Source organism: Arthrobacter sp. DMZ02-1R (assembly GCF_057747935.1).
Genome location: NZ_CM173230.1, coordinates 321551 through 336301 on the forward strand (window position 1 = coordinate 321551; position 14751 = coordinate 336301).

Annotated in this window: 15 protein-coding genes; 4 read left to right on the forward strand and 11 right to left on the reverse strand. The window is 63.1% G+C overall.

Annotated elements, in window-relative coordinates:
* Positions 1 to 137: 137 nt before the first annotated feature.
* From AC3ANQ_RS01495 to AC3ANQ_RS01525, 7 genes are all read right to left on the reverse strand, one after another.
* Positions 138 to 797 (reverse strand): transmembrane-type terpene cyclase, encoded by a 660-nt coding sequence (locus AC3ANQ_RS01495; protein ID WP_488303480.1) that lies wholly within the window; start codon positions 795 to 797, stop codon positions 138 to 140.
* A gap of 83 nt (positions 798 to 880) precedes the next feature.
* A complete protein-coding gene (locus AC3ANQ_RS01500; protein ID WP_488303481.1) occupies positions 881 to 2191 on the reverse strand; it encodes an ATP-binding protein in 1311 nt (436 codons plus the stop codon).
* 85 nt (positions 2192 to 2276) lie between these two features.
* Entirely contained in the window at positions 2277 to 3146 is an 870-nt protein-coding gene (locus AC3ANQ_RS01505; RefSeq protein ID WP_488303482.1) for a fumarylacetoacetate hydrolase family protein, read from the reverse strand.
* Between the two features lie 177 nt (positions 3147 to 3323).
* The gene (locus AC3ANQ_RS01510; RefSeq protein ID WP_488303483.1) at positions 3324 to 4841 is read right to left on the reverse strand and encodes an amino acid permease; all 1518 of its coding nucleotides are present in this window, start codon (positions 4839 to 4841) and stop codon (positions 3324 to 3326) included.
* Positions 4842 to 4965: 124 nt separating this feature from the next.
* Positions 4966 to 6381, reverse strand: coding sequence for an aspartate ammonia-lyase (gene aspA / locus AC3ANQ_RS01515; RefSeq protein WP_488303484.1), 1416 nt, complete (start codon positions 6379 to 6381; stop codon positions 4966 to 4968).
* 36 nt (positions 6382 to 6417) lie between these two features.
* The gene (locus AC3ANQ_RS01520) at positions 6418 to 7446 is read right to left on the reverse strand and encodes an asparaginase (RefSeq protein ID WP_488305236.1); all 1029 of its coding nucleotides are present in this window, start codon (positions 7444 to 7446) and stop codon (positions 6418 to 6420) included.
* A 20-nt stretch (positions 7447 to 7466) separates the two neighbouring features.
* Positions 7467 to 8273 carry a FadR/GntR family transcriptional regulator gene (locus tag AC3ANQ_RS01525; protein WP_488303485.1) on the reverse strand — a complete coding sequence of 269 codons (807 nt, stop codon included), beginning with the start codon at positions 8271 to 8273 and terminating at the stop codon, positions 7467 to 7469.
* 188 nt (positions 8274 to 8461) lie between these two features.
* On the opposite strand from AC3ANQ_RS01525, the gene AC3ANQ_RS01530 reads away from it, so the two are divergent.
* Positions 8462 to 9697: a Fic family protein gene (locus AC3ANQ_RS01530; protein ID WP_488303486.1), complete on the forward strand. Its 1236-nt coding sequence runs from the start codon at positions 8462 to 8464 to the stop codon at positions 9695 to 9697.
* Positions 9698 to 9758: 61 nt separating this feature from the next.
* The gene (locus AC3ANQ_RS01535; protein WP_488303487.1) at positions 9759 to 10376 is read left to right on the forward strand and encodes a hypothetical protein; all 618 of its coding nucleotides are present in this window, start codon (positions 9759 to 9761) and stop codon (positions 10374 to 10376) included.
* Positions 10377 to 10396: 20 nt separating this feature from the next.
* Here the strand turns inward: AC3ANQ_RS01535 and AC3ANQ_RS01540 are convergent, their stop codons facing one another.
* The 3 genes from AC3ANQ_RS01540 to AC3ANQ_RS01550 all read right to left on the reverse strand — a co-directional run bounded on the left by AC3ANQ_RS01540 (position 10397) and on the right by AC3ANQ_RS01550 (position 12639).
* On the reverse strand, positions 10397 to 11014 hold the full coding sequence (locus AC3ANQ_RS01540; protein ID WP_488303488.1) for a uracil-DNA glycosylase family protein: 618 nt from the start codon (positions 11012 to 11014) through the stop codon (positions 10397 to 10399).
* 155 nt (positions 11015 to 11169) lie between these two features.
* Complete coding sequence (locus AC3ANQ_RS01545; RefSeq protein WP_488303489.1) at positions 11170 to 11550, reverse strand: RNA-binding S4 domain-containing protein; 381 nt, start codon at positions 11548 to 11550, stop codon at positions 11170 to 11172.
* A gap of 54 nt (positions 11551 to 11604) precedes the next feature.
* The gene (locus AC3ANQ_RS01550) at positions 11605 to 12639 is read right to left on the reverse strand and encodes an aldo/keto reductase (protein WP_488303490.1); all 1035 of its coding nucleotides are present in this window, start codon (positions 12637 to 12639) and stop codon (positions 11605 to 11607) included.
* Between the two features lie 244 nt (positions 12640 to 12883).
* On the opposite strand from AC3ANQ_RS01550, the gene AC3ANQ_RS01555 reads away from it, so the two are divergent.
* Positions 12884 to 13375 (forward strand): flavin reductase family protein, encoded by a 492-nt coding sequence (locus AC3ANQ_RS01555; RefSeq protein ID WP_488303491.1) that lies wholly within the window; start codon positions 12884 to 12886, stop codon positions 13373 to 13375.
* Positions 13376 to 13384: 9 nt separating this feature from the next.
* Here AC3ANQ_RS01555 and AC3ANQ_RS01560 read toward each other — a convergent pair whose 3' ends face one another.
* A complete protein-coding gene (locus AC3ANQ_RS01560; protein ID WP_488303492.1) occupies positions 13385 to 14146 on the reverse strand; it encodes a hypothetical protein in 762 nt (253 codons plus the stop codon).
* 192 nt (positions 14147 to 14338) lie between these two features.
* Here AC3ANQ_RS01560 and AC3ANQ_RS01565 point away from each other — a divergent pair, with 192 nt between their 5' ends.
* Positions 14339 to 14743, forward strand: a complete 405-nt coding sequence (locus AC3ANQ_RS01565; RefSeq protein WP_488303493.1) for a YchJ family protein — start codon at positions 14339 to 14341, stop codon at positions 14741 to 14743.
* The last annotated feature ends 8 nt before the right edge of the window (positions 14744 to 14751 follow it).

A 14751-nucleotide genomic window follows, 5' to 3' on the forward strand; every position in this document is an offset into this window, starting at 1 on the left:
ATGCGCGTGCACGCGTCCGGTACGTTCGTGCCGGTTTCTCCATTTTCCGCCTCCATGGAAGGCGAATCAAGGCCCTTTCGATAGGAATCGGCACGTTCGTGCCGGTGTTTCGCCTAGTCTGCCGGACGCACCTTGAGTCAGGGTACCGCCGGGAGGCCTTCCGGGTCCCTGGCCCGGGCGAGAGCCCCAGGGTTCCTCTTGGCCCACCACAGCAGCCCAATGTACGTGAGGTCGAAGACGCTGCAGAGGGCGCCAATGCCCAGAATGAACAGTGAATTCTCGAGGACGCCGAAGGTGATGGTGGGCGCGAGCGTCCCGATCCACTTCGCCACGGCGATCAGCATGGATTGGCCTCGCAGGCTGCGGCGGGCGACGAACATGGCAATGAACAGGCCGGACATCAGGAGATTCTGCAGGAAAGCGGCGTACCGGGATGCGGGATCCCAATCGAACTCGGCGATGAACAGCCACTGCACGGCGAAAGCTGCAAGGCCCAGCAGGACCGCCCATCCGATGAACAGTGGCCGCGTGACAAACCCGGGAAGTTCCCGCCTGCCGAACCGAAGGAACGTGTACACAATCACGACGTCGGCAAGCGCCCAGGCAATGTTGATGACTCCCTGAACGGAGAGTCTCGTGCTGAGCGAATGCACCGCGTAGATGGCCTCCCACGCGATGTTCAGCCCCAGGGCTGCCGCCGGGATCGCGTAGCTCTTGTCGCGAAATCCGACCAGGATCGCACAAATGTAGACCGCGGTCCACGCGACGCCGCTCAGGATCGTCAGAAACAGGGTCATCGCTCCTCCTTCAGCAACACGGGGTCACTTAGCGCCCGTTCCGGGCCCGAATATGGGCCGTAAGTGACCCCGCGTTGCATTGACTACACGCGACCCAGCACGTCGATGTCCTCGAGGAAGTCCTGGTGGACCTCGTCGCTGACCGTGGTGCGGGTATCGGCGATTGCGTCGAGATAGTCCTGCGTGATCGGTCCCTTGCGACCGTTCGACGCCGGTGCGGGGCCCCCGGCGGAGGCGCCGTCGTCGTACACGGCTTTTTCCAAAGCGCGCTGGGAGGCGCTGCGCGCTGCGTACTCAATGTCCGCGGGGGAGAAGCCTTCGGTACGGTCCACCAGCAACGCGACATCCACGGAATCCACCACCGTGGCCGGGATGAATCGCTGCCACATGGCCTCGCGGGCGTGGACGTCGGGCAGGCCGATGGGGATCACGTAGTCGAAGCGGCCGTGGCGCAAGAAGGCAGTGTCCAAGGCGCGGATGAAGTTGGTGGCGCATACAAGCAGGCGGCCGGGCTGTTCGCGGAAGGCCGGAATGATCTTGAGGAGCTCGTTGGTGACACCCTGCAGCGGCGACGGCGGCTCGCCGGACCGCTGGGACGCGATTTCCTCCACCTCGTCGATGAAGACGACGGCGTGCTCCAGTTCGGCGATTTCCAGGAACGTCTCGCGCAACGCGCCCGCCAAGCCCTTGGGATCGGCGGCAAGGCGCGAGGGGAAGACTTCCACGAAAGGCCACTCAAGGCGCGACGCGATGGCTTTGGCGAACGTCGTCTTGCCGGTCCCCGGAGGACCGAAGAGTACGACGGCGCGTGGCGGCACCACGCCGTACTCGTCCGCGAGATCGGCCTCGGCCAGCGGCAGGACAAGCCGGCGTTCCAGCAGTTCCTTTTCGCGCCGCATGCCGGCGACGTTTTCCCAGAGGTCGCGGGCCAGGATCCGACCACCCAGCAGGCTCAGCGGCTCGAGCTCCTGGCGCTGCACCGGAATGGTGCGCTCGAAGTAGCGCAGGTTTTTCTTCACAACGAAGCCGCGGCCTAGGAACGCTTCCACGCGGGTTTCGCTTTCCGGCATCAGGGCTGAGAGCTTGTTGAGGCCATGCGGAGCCATCCGATTCTCGACGGCGGCCAGCAGGGAAGTACCGATCCCGCGGCCGCGGAACTCGGGCAGCGTGGCCAAGAAGACGATCCAGCCTTGGTCATGGGCAGCACGTCCGACGGCGGCGCCCACCACCTGGTCGCCCTGCACGGCCACGACGGCGTGGTCCTTCTCGCAAGACGCCAGCACCTCTGAGAGCGCATAGACCGGCTCAACATTGTCTGCTTTGAGCGACTCCCAAAGGTGCAGGATGCCGTCCATATCCGACGAGTGGAAGTCCCTGATGCGCCAATTGCTCATGCCTGCTCCTTGGTGGATCGCCATCGATTGCCTGCTGTTGAGCATAGGCGAACACGTGGCGGCGCGGGGTTGCGGGGGCGTTGCGTTACGTGGCCAGGTGGAACTCTTTGCGCTGGCGGCCGAGCCCTTCTATTTCAATCTCAACAACGTCGCCTGACCGGATATACGGGAAACGGCCGGACAAAGCCACACCTTCCGGCGTGCCCGTGATGATGACGTCTCCCGGCTCCAGCACCATGTGCTGGCTCACGTGGTGGACAAGGGTGGCAGGATCGAAAATCAGGTCCGCGGTGGTGGAGTCCTGGCGAGCCTCGCCATTCACCCAGGTGCGCAGGCGCAATGCAGCTGCGTCGATCTCGCCAGCAGGAACCAGCCACGGCCCCAGTGGAGTGGATTGCGGGAGAGTCTTGCCCTTGGTCCATTGCCCGGCGGCGCCGGGGAGCTGCAGTTCACGTTCGGACAGGTCGTTTGCAAGAACGTAGCCAGCGATGCACACCGACGCTTCGTCCAGGTCAGCCAGGTAGGTGGCTTCCCGTCCGATGACGATTCCGAGTTCCACTTCCCAGTCGTACTTTTCCGACGAAGGCGGAATGGGGGCCGCGTCGAATGGTCCGGTCACTGTGTTGGAGGGCTTCAGGAAGACGACTGGCACTTCGGGCGGTGTGGCTCCGGACTCCGCGGCGTGTGCAGCGTAGTTTAGGCCGATCCCGACGACGGCACCTGGCCGGGCAATCGGGGCGCCGACTCGCAGCCCTTCAGCTTGAACGGCGGGCAACCGTCCGGCGTCGAGCGCTTCCTGCGTACTGGCGATACCGCCGGCGGCGAGGAAAGCGCCGTCGATGTCAGCAGTCAGTGGGCGCAGATCGAAGTACCGTTCCGTGCCTTCAGCGTCTGTGGCGAAGACCACCGGCTGCTCGTGGCCGGACGGTCCTAAACGGGCAAATTTCACGTGCATTCTCTCCTTTGAGCTGCGGGGTGTCCTTTCTTCCATAGTGCCACCGGAATTCAAATTGGCCTGGTCACATTTCGCGGGATATGGGGGCTCGCCGCACGTTGGGGACTTAACGGACGACGGCGGCCGGCACCTTCGCGGGAAGGCGCCGGCCGCCGTCGGGCACTGAGTGCTGGAACCCTAGATCCTGTTCTCCGAACCGGCAACCGGCAAGTTGGCGACCACGGGCGAGCTGCCGGTGAAACCGTCGCGGGCTGCGGCGAGCTCGTGGATTTGCTTGCGGCACAGGTACCAGCCGACCACCATGAGGGCGCAGGCAATTGCCGTGACCAACATGGTGAGCGGGGAGTCGATGAACACCATGACCAGTACGCCCACCAGGAACAGCAGCGAAAGGTAGCCAGTGTAGGGGGCGCCGAACATCCGGAAGGACGGACGCTTCAGCCAACCCTTGTCCGCCCATCGTTTGAGTTGCATCTGGCACAGGACGATGGTTGCCCAGGTGACGATGATGCCCACCGACGCGACGTTCAGGACGATCTCGAAGGCATCGGCCGGGACCAGGTAGTTCAGCGGGACGCCGAGGAGGGAGACCCCGGCGGTGATGGCGATGCCGCCGTAAGGGACACCGGCCTTGTTCATGCGCTGGGCGAACCTCGGAGCCGAACCGGCTACGGACATGGAGCGCAGGATGCGGCCGGTGGAGTACAGCCCGGCATTCAGGGACGACAGCGCGGCTGTGAGGACCACGAGGTTCATGATCACGTCCACGCCCTGGATGCCGATGTGGCCGAAGAACGTGACGAACGGGCTGACACCCTTGACATACGAGGTGTACGGCAGCAGCAACGCAAGCAGGATGACCGATCCGACGTAGAACACGCCGATGCGGAAGACGACGGAGTTGATGGCCTTGGGCATGATCTTCTCGGGGTTTTCTGTCTCACCGGCCGCCGTGCCCACGAGCTCGATCGAAGCGTAGGCGAACAGCACACCCTGCATGAGGATGATCATCGGCAGCAGGCCGTTGGGGAAGATGCCGCCGTGGTCCGTGAGGAGGCTGAAGCCGACCTCTTGGCCCGGTACCGGGGTGCCGAAGATGACGAAGAAGGTGCCGACCAAGAGGAAGGCCACCAGCGCGGCCACCTTGATGAGCGCGAAGTAGAACTCCATTTCGCCGAACACCTTGACGGAAACCAGGTTCAGGCTCAGGACAACAACCAGCGCGATCAAGGCCCATGCCCACTGCGGAACAACGCCCATCCACGGGACGTATTTGCCGAAGAAGTTCATGTAGAGGGCCGCGGCGGTGATGTCCACGATGGTGGTGGTGGCCCAGTTGATCCAGTAGAACCAGCCGGAGACAAATGCAGCCTTCTCGCCGAAGAACTCGCGGGCGTAGGAGACGAAGGAGCCCGACGACGGGCGGTGCAGCACGAGTTCGCCGAGGGCGCGCAGGATCAGGAAGGCAAAGAATCCGCAGACCGCGTACGCGATGACGAGGGAGGGGCCCGCAGCGTTGAGGCGGCCGCCGGCACCCAGGAATAGGCCGGTGCCGATGGCACCGCCGATCGCGATCATCTGGATCTGACGCGGCTTCAGGCTTTTGTGATAGCCCGTGTCCTCGGCGTGGAGGAGCTTTTCAGTGGCGTGCGCCTGTGGCGGGACCGTGTGGTCCGTGATGGGTGCATTGGTCATGGGAATCCTTAGGGGGTGTCCTGTTGGGGGTCCGGATCTTGCCGTCCGGCCTGTTTCTTCGCGCGTTCAGGCCCGACGGCGGCTGGTGAGTGCCGCCGTCGTCGGACGTTCTGCGCGGCTCAGGCTAGTTGCTGAGGTTGGCCAGGCGTTCGGGGCGGAGGAGCTCATCGAGCTGCTCCGAGGTCAGCAAGCCGTGTTCGAGAACGAGCTCGGCGACGCCCTTGCCGCTTGCCAGCGCTTCTTGGGCAATGGCGGTGGCGGAGGCGTAGCCGATGTGCGGATTGAGTGCCGTGACGAGTCCGATCGACTGCTCTACCGTGAGGCGCAGGTGTTCGGTATTCGCGGTGATGCCCCGGATGCAGCGCGACGTGAGTGTGCGGCACGCGGCTTCCAGGTGGGAGATGCTCTTGTGGAGGCTGTGGACAATAATCGGCTCGAAGGCGTTCAGCTGGAGCTGTCCGGCTTCGGCTGCCATGGTGACAGTGACATCGTTGCCGATGACTTCATAGGCCACTTGGCTGACCACTTCCGGGATCACCGGATTGATCTTGCCTGGCATGATGGACGAGCCCGACTGCACAGCCGGGAGGTTGATCTCGCCCAGTCCCGCCCGCGGTCCGGAGGACAGCAAGCGGAGATCGTTGCAAATCTTGGAAAGCTTGACGGCGACGCGCTTGAGAACGCCCGACAGGTGGACGAACGCGCCCACGTCCTGGGTGGCCTCGATGAGGTCGACCGACGTGACCAGCGGCAGGCCGGTGATCTCGGCAAGGTGCCGGCAGGCTGCCTCGGCGTAGCCAACAGGGGCGTTCAGGCCGGTGCCGATGGCGGTGGCGCCAAGGTTGATCTCGTGGATCAGCAGCTGGGATTCGGCCAGGCGTGCCCGGTCCTCGCCGACAGTCACGGCATAGCCGCCGAATTCCTGACCGAGCGTCATGGGGACGGCGTCCTGCAGCTGAGTGCGGCCCATCTTGACCACCGTGCGGAATTCCTCGCCCTTCTCCGCGAAGGCGACCTGGAGTTCCTGAAGTGCCGCAAGCAGGCCTTGGACCGAGAAAATGGTGGCCAGGTTGACGGCCGTGGGATACACGTCGTTGGTGGACTGGCTCAGGTTGACGTGGTCGTTCGGGTGCAGTCTGGCGTAGTCGCCCTTGGGGTGGCCGAGGATTTCGAGGGCGCGGTTGGCGATGACCTCGTTCGCGTTCATGTTGGAGCTGGTACCGGCGCCGCCCTGGATGACGTCCACCATGAACTGCTCGTGGAGCTTACCGTCCATGACGTCCTGGCAGGCTTGCTCGATAGCGTCAGCCCGCCCGTCATCCAGGAGGCCAAGTTCGCGGTTGGTGCGCGCAGCGGCGAGCTTCACCGCTGCGAGGCTCTTGACGAGGTTGGGGTTGCTGGCCAGCGGCTGGCCGGTGATGGGGAAGTTCTCGATGGCACGCAGCGTGTGCACGCCCCAGTAGGCATCAGCAGGGACGTCGCGGTCGCCGAGGAGATCGTGTTCCGAGCGGAACGGGCGTGCGTGATTGACTGTTGTCATTGCGGTCCTTTGGTCTTCTGTGCTTGTTTGACTGCGTCAGTAGGATGCGAGGAAGTTCGCGGCACGCAAGACGCCCACCGGGTGGCCGCCGCCCAACACGGGTGGGCTTGCAAGCGCAGCGAGCTGGCCGCCGTCGAGCCCCAAGGCTTCGAGGACGCGCAGGGTGACGGGCATGCGGGCGCGGTCGCCGCCGTCGGAGATCTTGATGGCGACGCCGGTGCCGTTCCGCAAGCCGATCACCTGGAGGCCTTCGAAGCCGTCCTTGGCGAGCAAGCCGGGAACGGTGCGCATGATCGCCGTGACGTCGCGACCCTCTCCGGCCACCATCTCGGGGTATGTCCGCATGGCGTGGGCTACTTGGCCTTCTGCTCCGTCGTCGTCCGCCGCCGCCAACCGGCTGTACGCCCGGGCCATGCCGTGCAGGCTGTGGGCGAAGAGCGGGGTGCCGCAGCCGTCCGTGCTGACGGCGGCCGCATCTTCGCCGGTGAGCTCGGTGATGGTGTCCTTCACGAGCATCTGGAGGGGATGCCCGGGGTGCAGGTAGCCCTGGACAGGCCAGCCGTTGATCACGCAGGTGGCGGCCATGGAGGCGTGTTTGCCGGAACAGTTCTGTGCGAGTTGCGTGGGTTTGCTACCGGCCCGGAGCCATTCTTCGCGTTCGGCGGTGCCGTACGGGAGGTCGGTGCTGTTTTCCAACGCGCCCTTGTCCAGGCCGTGCATTTCAAGGATTCTTGCGGCGCCGTCGAGGTGCATTGCAGCGCCGGAGTGGCTTGCCGCGGTGAGGGCAAGGAGGTTCTCCGGAAGCCTGAGCCCGGCGCGGACCATGGCGACTGCCTGCAGCGGTTTGAGGGAGGACCGTGGGTAGAACGCGGCGTCGGGCTCGCCCGCCTCAAGCAGCGTCTCGCCGTCGGGTCCGACGGCGATGAGGGATCCGTAGTGGATGCTCTCGACCAGGCCGTCCCGGGTCTGTTCCACCAGCGGGACATGGCGCGGGGTTGCTGGAATTGCGGGTTTAGGCTCTGTGTTTTGTGGCACAGTGGTGCGCGTTGCATGCGGGGTGGGCATGGCTTCCTTCAGTTGGTGGATCATTTGCTGAGGATGGTGTCCAAGGCAACGCTGACGGCGCTGAGATGGTCGGCCATCGCTGCTTCGGCGGCTGCGAAGTCGCCGGATTCGATGGCTTCGACAATGCGGAGGTGCTCATCGTCTGAAACATGCTGGCGGTCGGCCACTATGTTCAGGGTTTCGGATTGGTGGGCCAATGCGTCGCGAATGTCCGCGACGACGCTTTCAAAGACCTTGTTGCCGCTGGCGCGGGCGATGGCGGAATGGAAACTGGCGTCAAGGCTGACCCAAGTCTCGGGGTCGGTCTCGGAGAGCATTGACGCCACGATTTCCTTGAGGTGTTCAAGATCTTCCGGGCTACGGCGTTTTGCAGCCAAGCCGGCTGCGGGGACTTCGATGTGCGGGCGGGCCTCGTTCAGGTCCCGCGCTGAATACTGGCCGAGCGTGAGGTCGTTTGCCACCCGGTCTGCGACAACGAACGTGCCTTTGCCTGTCTTCGTGACCGTCAGTCCGAGCGCATTGCAGGAACGGAGGGCTTCACGAATGACCGAGCGACTTACCCCGTATTGTGCGGCCAAGGTGGCCTCGGAGTTGAGCTTGGCGCCCACTTCCACATTTCCGTCTTCGATGTCCTGGCGAATGGCACTGAAGACGGACTCCGCGGCACTGAATCGGGCGAGGGGTCGAGGGCTTGATGGCCTGGGTGCTTGGGCCGACCGGGGGACGGCGCCGCTTGTGGCGGTGCGCTGGCCGGCCGCAGCTTTCTGGCTGGTGGCTGGCTGTCCAGTGGCGGCCTGTCCGGCTGTCCGGCTGTCTGACAGGTTCACGATTAAGAATATGGCACAGGTCACAGGGCGGTGTCAACGTGGGACTGGGATTGTGAAGGTGGGGCTGGTGGGGTCAATTAACTCGGCAGTCACGCGTCTCAGTTAGAGCTTCCGCGAGGGCGCGAGGGCAGGGGGGTGACCTTCGGCTTAAATGCTGAATGTCCCGGATTTAATTGTCTGATGCTCTCATGATGTCCAGTGGGTTGATTTCTAGGGGCAAAGGCGGGCATAGACTTAATTGTTATGACTACCCTGGCGAAAATCCTGATGCGATGAAGCCCATCGAGTTTCCCGACTTCCTGTTCAGTTCTCCGTTGGCCAAGGCCATCATTGAGCTTGAACGGATACGTAGTGACATGAGCGACGGAACGACTCATCCTGCGATTTTTTCGCAGTTGAAGGACCTCTTCCAGCTGATGTCGAACATCATGAGTGCGCGTATCGAAGGAAACCGCACATCGATTGTCGACGCCGTGGCGGGTGTGGAACGAGCCGATCGCTATGGCGACGTGCAGCAAAATGATGGTGTTCAAGAGATCGTCCAGCTGCAACAAGCAACGGCCTTCGTCGATGCAACGGTGAGCCCGGGAACCACGCTGACACACGGACTCGTTCGGGAAATCCATCGAATATCGGTTGCAGGGCTGGAGCGTGAGGGCGATCGTACGCCTGGCGCCTACCGGCTGAGCGATGTCACCATCAGCGGATCCGCCCATCGCCCGCCCGCTCCGGGTGATGTCCACAGTGAAATGACTTCACTCCTGGATTTCATCAACGCAGATGTCGAGCAGAACTTTGAACTGCTGAAGATTGCTTTGGCCCACCACCGCTTTGTGTGGATTCATCCATTTGGCAACGGGAACGGGCGCGTTGGAAGACTCCTCACGTATGCGGCGATGAGGCGACACGGGTTCTCGGACGCCGTCGGCTACCGCGGGCTGAACCCTACTGCCGTGTTTGGCCAGAACAGAAGTCTCTACTACGAACGTCTCGAGGATGCGGATTCCCTAGAGCCTGCGGCGCTCGTCCGGTGGTCCACATATGTTTTGGAGGGACTCCTGGCTGACATGAGGAAACTTTCGATGCTGGGGACCCAGGGTTTCGTAACGGAAGAACTTCTACTGCCCGCTTTGCGAAGAGGACTGCAGTCCGCGCGGTTTACGGCGAATGAGGCAAGGGCCCTGTTCATCGTCGCGGAGAAGGGGGAGGCCAAAGCCGCGGACCTTGAATCCGCTTTCCCGGGTTCGGCTGCGACACGTAGCCAGAACATCCGGAAGCTCCTTGATCGAGGTGTCATCGAGCCGATTGGCGATGGTAGGAGGATTTACCGCCTCCGCCTGGTGCCGAGTGAGTTGACACCGTTGCTGACATGGCGTCTCGATCAGATGGGATTCCTGCCTCAGATACTGAGAGACACTCAATAGGCCAGCCGGTCGAACCCGCATTCGTGGGCGAACGAACTGTTGCCGGAGCATAATTGCATCCATGGCCAACCGTCCGCGCGGGCGATGGGATTCAACGACGCAGACAGCACCGCCTATCACGGTGGAGGTGCCGGTCCTCGGCATTGGCTCGGGTCCATCCGCCTACGAAGAACTGGGCAGCTACGTCTGGGCACTGCGTAGGCCCCGCGGGCTCCATATGACACTGCTGCACCTTGGCGTCGCGGAGGACTTTTGCAGGGATGTGGCTGTTTGGACCAAGGGCAACACCAGCCCTGAGTCGGCCATGGGCCGGACAGTTTCCTGGTTGGAAAGGTTGCCTGTGCTCGAAGCCTTTTCCGGGAGCGCCGAAAGGCTGATCGTATTGGGCTCAGGCGGGGTGGCCGGGCTGGAGATAGACCTACCCGCTTCGGTGCATGAATTTCAGGTCTCCCTGGTGCACGCCCTTCACGAACTTTTGGACGAACTGCTGGTGGACAACATCGACGACTTCATCCTCAGCTCCCCGGCCCTTGGATTCCGCTCACCCCGATGGGTACCCCATGTAGCTGTGGGCAGGCCAAAGTATCATGGCCGCGGGCCTTGGGAGATCGCTCGGGTCGGACTCGATTTCGGGGAATCGCGGATCAGGAACCGCCAATTCCTTCCTCAATTGCCGTAGTGGTATCTCCGCCCCGCTTCTTATAGGTGCTGGATCCCCGCGCGCTGCATGGCATCGCGGTAGATCTCAATGTTCTTGGCCAGAAGTTCCTGCTGCTTCGCCTCGGACAGGGCAAACGCCCGTCCGCCAAGCGCGCTTGCCCTGTAGACCTTGATTCCGTGCTGCCGGAGCGGCGAATGGTAGGTCTTCTCATAGAGGGCTAGGAATGCCGCGGCCTCTGCGCCATGCGCGACGATCGCGGAGACCCTCTTGTTGATCTTGAGGAACTGGCGGAACGGGCGCAGTCCGTCAGTCTTCTCCTGCGCGCTCAGTGCTGGCGGCAGGTCGGGGTCGCGGACCCACGGGTAGGAGTTCCACGGCATGACGTAACGCACGTCCAATTCTGCCGAGTCATAGATCAGCTGAGCGCGGCGGGCGGCATCGTCGTCGTTGAGGTGCGAAACGAATCCCGAGGCAGTGCCTTTGCCCGGGCTCGTATGGAGGGTCACGATCCGGCACTCATCTTCGTCATGCACAGGATCGATGTAAGGCACGGAGGAACCTGGCCTTTTGGCCATCAGTTCGTCGCACAGCTGCGTCACGGCAGCAATATTGGGCTCCTGTAGCAAGGCCCTTTTTTCGTCCCAGTCAATGGTCACGTTCTCTCCTTCGGCAGCGCGGCGTCCAGAATCGGCGTCTCTTGCCACTTTACGCGGTCGCTTTGCGCGTCGCTCACGCTCCTGCAGAGCCGAGGGGCCAAACCGCACGACGCCGGACCGCACAGCGGGCACCTGAACCGCCCCGTTGAGCGGGGCTACTGTCCCTTCAGCTTCTGCATATCGCGCCGGTCCTTCTTGGTGGGCCGCCCTGCGCCGCGGTCGCGCTGGGGAAGTCCGAGGGCCGGCGCCACGGGACGCTCCGGGGTGTGGTCAGTGAAGCAGTGGGACGCTGCTTCGGCACCCACCCTTTTGGCAATGAGCCGGCCGACCTCAAGGATGCGCTCGAAGCCGGACTGGCGGACCCGGATGGTGTCGCCGACAATCACTGATTGCGATGCCTTCACCGGGTTCCCGTTGATTCGCACGTGCCCTGCCCGGCAGGCGGTTGTGGCCGCGGAATGGGTCTTGTAGGCGCGGATAGCCCAGAGCCAGGCGTCAATGCGCACGTTGCTCGGGGAAGACGGAAGGCTAGTCATGATTGCGAACGAGTATAGTCGGCGCGCGGCCTGACCCGTCGTTCGCAAAGCTGATTACCGGCGTCGTAGCTCCGCGTATTCAAGGTGCGGGACGACGGTCCCCGCGTCCCGCTCCAGGAAGTTGGTTCCGGGCGCCACGATGTCGTCAATGGCATCCAGGACGGCTTCGTTGAGGATAACGTCCGCGGCCTTGAGGTAATCGGTCAGATGGTCCTCTGTTCGTGGACCGATAACCACGCTGCTGACTGCGGGATGGTTCAACGCGAAGCCGACAGCTAGCTGGATGAGGGTGAGTCCATGCCGTTCGGCGACGCGGGCGAAGGCATCTGCTGCCAGGAGCTTATTTCTGTTGAACGGTGCCGAGACGTCGAAGCGCCCGGGAACCGCCGAAGCGCGGGAGCTGGCCGGCTGGCGAGCTCCTACGCGGTAGTTCCCGGAGAGCCAGCCGCCGTCGAGCGGTCCATAACTAAGCACGCCGAGGTTGTACTGCTGCGTGATCGCGAAGACGTCGCGCTCATTCGCGCGAACCAGCAAGGAATAGGGGACCTGATCCACAACCGGCGGTATGAGGTGGTTCGTAGTGGCAATCCACTGTGCCTCCACAAGCTGCGACGGTGTGAATACCGACGTTCCGTAGTAGAGGATCTTGCCCTGCCGGATGAGGTCGTTGAGTGCCGTGATGGTTTCCAGGACGTCCGTGTTGTAGTCCGGACGATGTGCTTGGTAGAGGTCGATCCTGTCCGTTTGCAGGCGGTTAAGGCTGCCCTCCACCGCTTTCATGATCCAGCGCCTGGAATTCCCGGCGTGCGTGGGATTCGGTCCCATTTGTCCATGGAACTTGGTGGAAAGGAAAACGTCATCCCGCCTGCCTTGGAGGGCCCGGCCCACAATGGCCTCCGCCTCGCCCTGTGAATAGATGTCCGCGGTGTCGATGCTGGTGATACCGGCGTCGAGGGCCGCATGGACAATACGGAGGCTTTCTTCCGCGCCCGTGGGCGCCGAGCCTGTCCCAAGGTTAAGGGTGCCCAGGGTAAGTGGGCTGATCAGGGCGCCTGTGCGTCCCAGGGTTCGAAGCTCGCTGAGGCTCATCTCCGGCTTCCTCGGTGAAGAATCAAGCTGTGCAATGGATTGACACGACGCTACACATGTCGCGCCCGAGGCACTCGAAAAAACGTACAAATTCTTCGCTTTTCGTATTGCGGGGTAATGAAAACAGCGCGTGACGAATTGTGAATTGACTCGAATCGACATGCGAATACACAAATATTGCCGTTATCGGCGTCGAATGAATTAGTAGAAAGGCAGGTACGAAACTACAGAGAAAGGAACCGCCATGATCCAGGCTACGGTGGATGGAGCCGCTTCGATCAAGCAGGCGTTCGCCCAATTTCCCTCAGGCGTGGCAGCGTTCAGTGCCATGGTCGGTTTCGCACCGGAGGCCCTCGTGGCATCCAGCTTCACTGTGGGTGTCTCACTGGAACCACCGCTGGTCATGTTCGCTGTGCAGAACTCCTCCACCACGTGGCCCAAGCTCCGGCGGGCTCCGCGGCTGGGCGTTTCCGTGCTGGCCCAGGGCCAGGAAGCCGTGTGCCTGCAGCTTTCCTCCCGGACGCAGGACCGTTTCGCGGGCCTTGCGACGTCCACGAGCGACGCCGGTGCGGTGCTGATCGACGGCGCGGCACTGCTGCTTGAATGCGAAGTGGTCTCCGAGACCCCTGCCGGCGACCACGCGATCGTCGTCCTCGAGGTGAAGTCCGTGGGGGTCAACCACGACGCCGAGCCGCTCATCTACCACGGGGCCGGTTTCAGGCAACTGGTCGCCTGAGACTGGACTCTACGCCCGAGGGCGGGCTCCTGCGGAGGCTGTCACGCGTCCGGATGAGACCGGCTTGCCTCCGTGTGGGTCTCCTTGGCGTTCGCGAACCGGCGTGGCATTCTCGGCCGACACGGCGACGTTCCCTTCGGCGGGTTCCTTGCCAGGGGCCGGTGGTTCTTCACGGGCTGGCGCTTCTTGTGCCCGTTCAGCCTCCCGAGCCGCGGCCCGGGCGTCAGCCTCGGCAACGGCAGCCGCCCATTGACTGTTCAGGACCGGCGGATCCGGCTTTACCGCAACCACGAAGGGATGTTCCTTGGCCTGGGTTGTGGCCACGGCCGTGGCAGCGGTTGCGATTCCGGCCTTGACTTGCGCGGGCTGGGGCCACGTCCGTGGATTCACGAGCGACTTCCAAGGGACGGTCCGGAAAGCAGTCCACCCGGCGGACCACAGCAACCTGGTGGTCTTCAGGACGCCAAGACGCGATTTCTCGGGGGCAACCGCATCCATCCCCAAAGAGCCGGCTTCCGCGGTCGTGGATTCCCCAGACTCCACCAGGGTGGGGACGCGCCGAGGCCTCGGCGGCAGGTGCACAACGGGGACCGTATCGCGCTTTGGAAAGACTCCCACCATGGCGAGAAGGATGATCGAGAGCAACTTCACGACGCCGGCCAGCACCAAGGTGATAACCATCAGGAAGCCCAAAGCAAGGAACATGATCGAGGCGAGTCCGAGCGTGCCGAAAAAGGTCAGATTAAGGGCCAGTGTTGTTGGATCATCCACGTAGCCTCCCCGAGCCAGAGTTGTGAGGTGAATGCCGCAACCGTCGGTCCGCGGGCATGTCTCCTAGCCTACGGGCGAAATCTGGATCAATCATCCGTCAAACTCCGCCTCGCCTAGGTTGTATCGAAGCTGTTATCTGGTGTGACAAGATTTGTTGCCTAGCTCTCACCATTCAGTCCAGATAGGGCATCAATGCCACTCGATTCCGCTCACCTCCGCCACGGCGCCTGCCCTTGCCTGTCCGGGGAGCAGTACACCGAGTGTTGCGGACGTTTCCATCGCGGGGAGGCCGACCCGCCAACGGCCGAGCAGCTCATGCGCGCCCGCTACTCGGCCTTCGTGGTCCTTGACAGGGACTACCTTCTGCGCACGTGGCACCCGGACACCCGCCCGGTGGCACTGGACTTGGACCTGGATATTGAGTGGCGGCGGCTAGACATCCTGGCAACGCGCCGCGGCGGTCCCTTGGACCTTGAAGGTTCGGTCGAGTTCGCGGCGTACTACCGTTCCGACGGCGAACGCGGGGTCCAGCGCGAAAATAGCCGCTTCGTGCGGATTGACCGCCGCTGGTACTACCTCGACGGCGACGTCGGCTAGCTCTTTCC

What these genes read in the sequence shown, in the direction of transcription:
- AC3ANQ_RS01505 (WP_488303482.1), bottom strand. Translation starts at nt 3,146, where the DNA reads ATGCACGTGAAATTTGCCCGTTTAGGACCGTCCGGCCACGAGCAGCCG.
- AC3ANQ_RS01530 (WP_488303486.1), top strand. Translation starts at nt 8,462, where the DNA reads ATGATGTCCAGTGGGTTGATTTCTAGGGGCAAAGGCGGGCATAGACTT.
- aspA (WP_488303484.1), bottom strand. Translation starts at nt 6,381, where the DNA reads ATGACAACAGTCAATCACGCACGCCCGTTCCGCTCGGAACACGATCTC.
- AC3ANQ_RS01510 (WP_488303483.1), bottom strand. Translation starts at nt 4,841, where the DNA reads ATGACCAATGCACCCATCACGGACCACACGGTCCCGCCACAGGCGCAC.
- AC3ANQ_RS01500 (WP_488303481.1), bottom strand. Translation starts at nt 2,191, where the DNA reads ATGAGCAATTGGCGCATCAGGGACTTCCACTCGTCGGATATGGACGGC.
- AC3ANQ_RS01535 (WP_488303487.1), top strand. Translation starts at nt 9,759, where the DNA reads ATGGCCAACCGTCCGCGCGGGCGATGGGATTCAACGACGCAGACAGCA.
- AC3ANQ_RS01545 (WP_488303489.1), bottom strand. Translation starts at nt 11,550, where the DNA reads ATGACTAGCCTTCCGTCTTCCCCGAGCAACGTGCGCATTGACGCCTGG.
- AC3ANQ_RS01565 (WP_488303493.1), top strand. Translation starts at nt 14,339, where the DNA reads ATGCCACTCGATTCCGCTCACCTCCGCCACGGCGCCTGCCCTTGCCTG.
- AC3ANQ_RS01555 (WP_488303491.1), top strand. Translation starts at nt 12,884, where the DNA reads ATGATCCAGGCTACGGTGGATGGAGCCGCTTCGATCAAGCAGGCGTTC.
- AC3ANQ_RS01550 (WP_488303490.1), bottom strand. Translation starts at nt 12,639, where the DNA reads ATGAGCCTCAGCGAGCTTCGAACCCTGGGACGCACAGGCGCCCTGATC.
- AC3ANQ_RS01495 (WP_488303480.1), bottom strand. Translation starts at nt 797, where the DNA reads ATGACCCTGTTTCTGACGATCCTGAGCGGCGTCGCGTGGACCGCGGTC.
- AC3ANQ_RS01520 (WP_488305236.1), bottom strand. Translation starts at nt 7,446, where the DNA reads ATGCCCACCCCGCATGCAACGCGCACCACTGTGCCACAAAACACAGAG.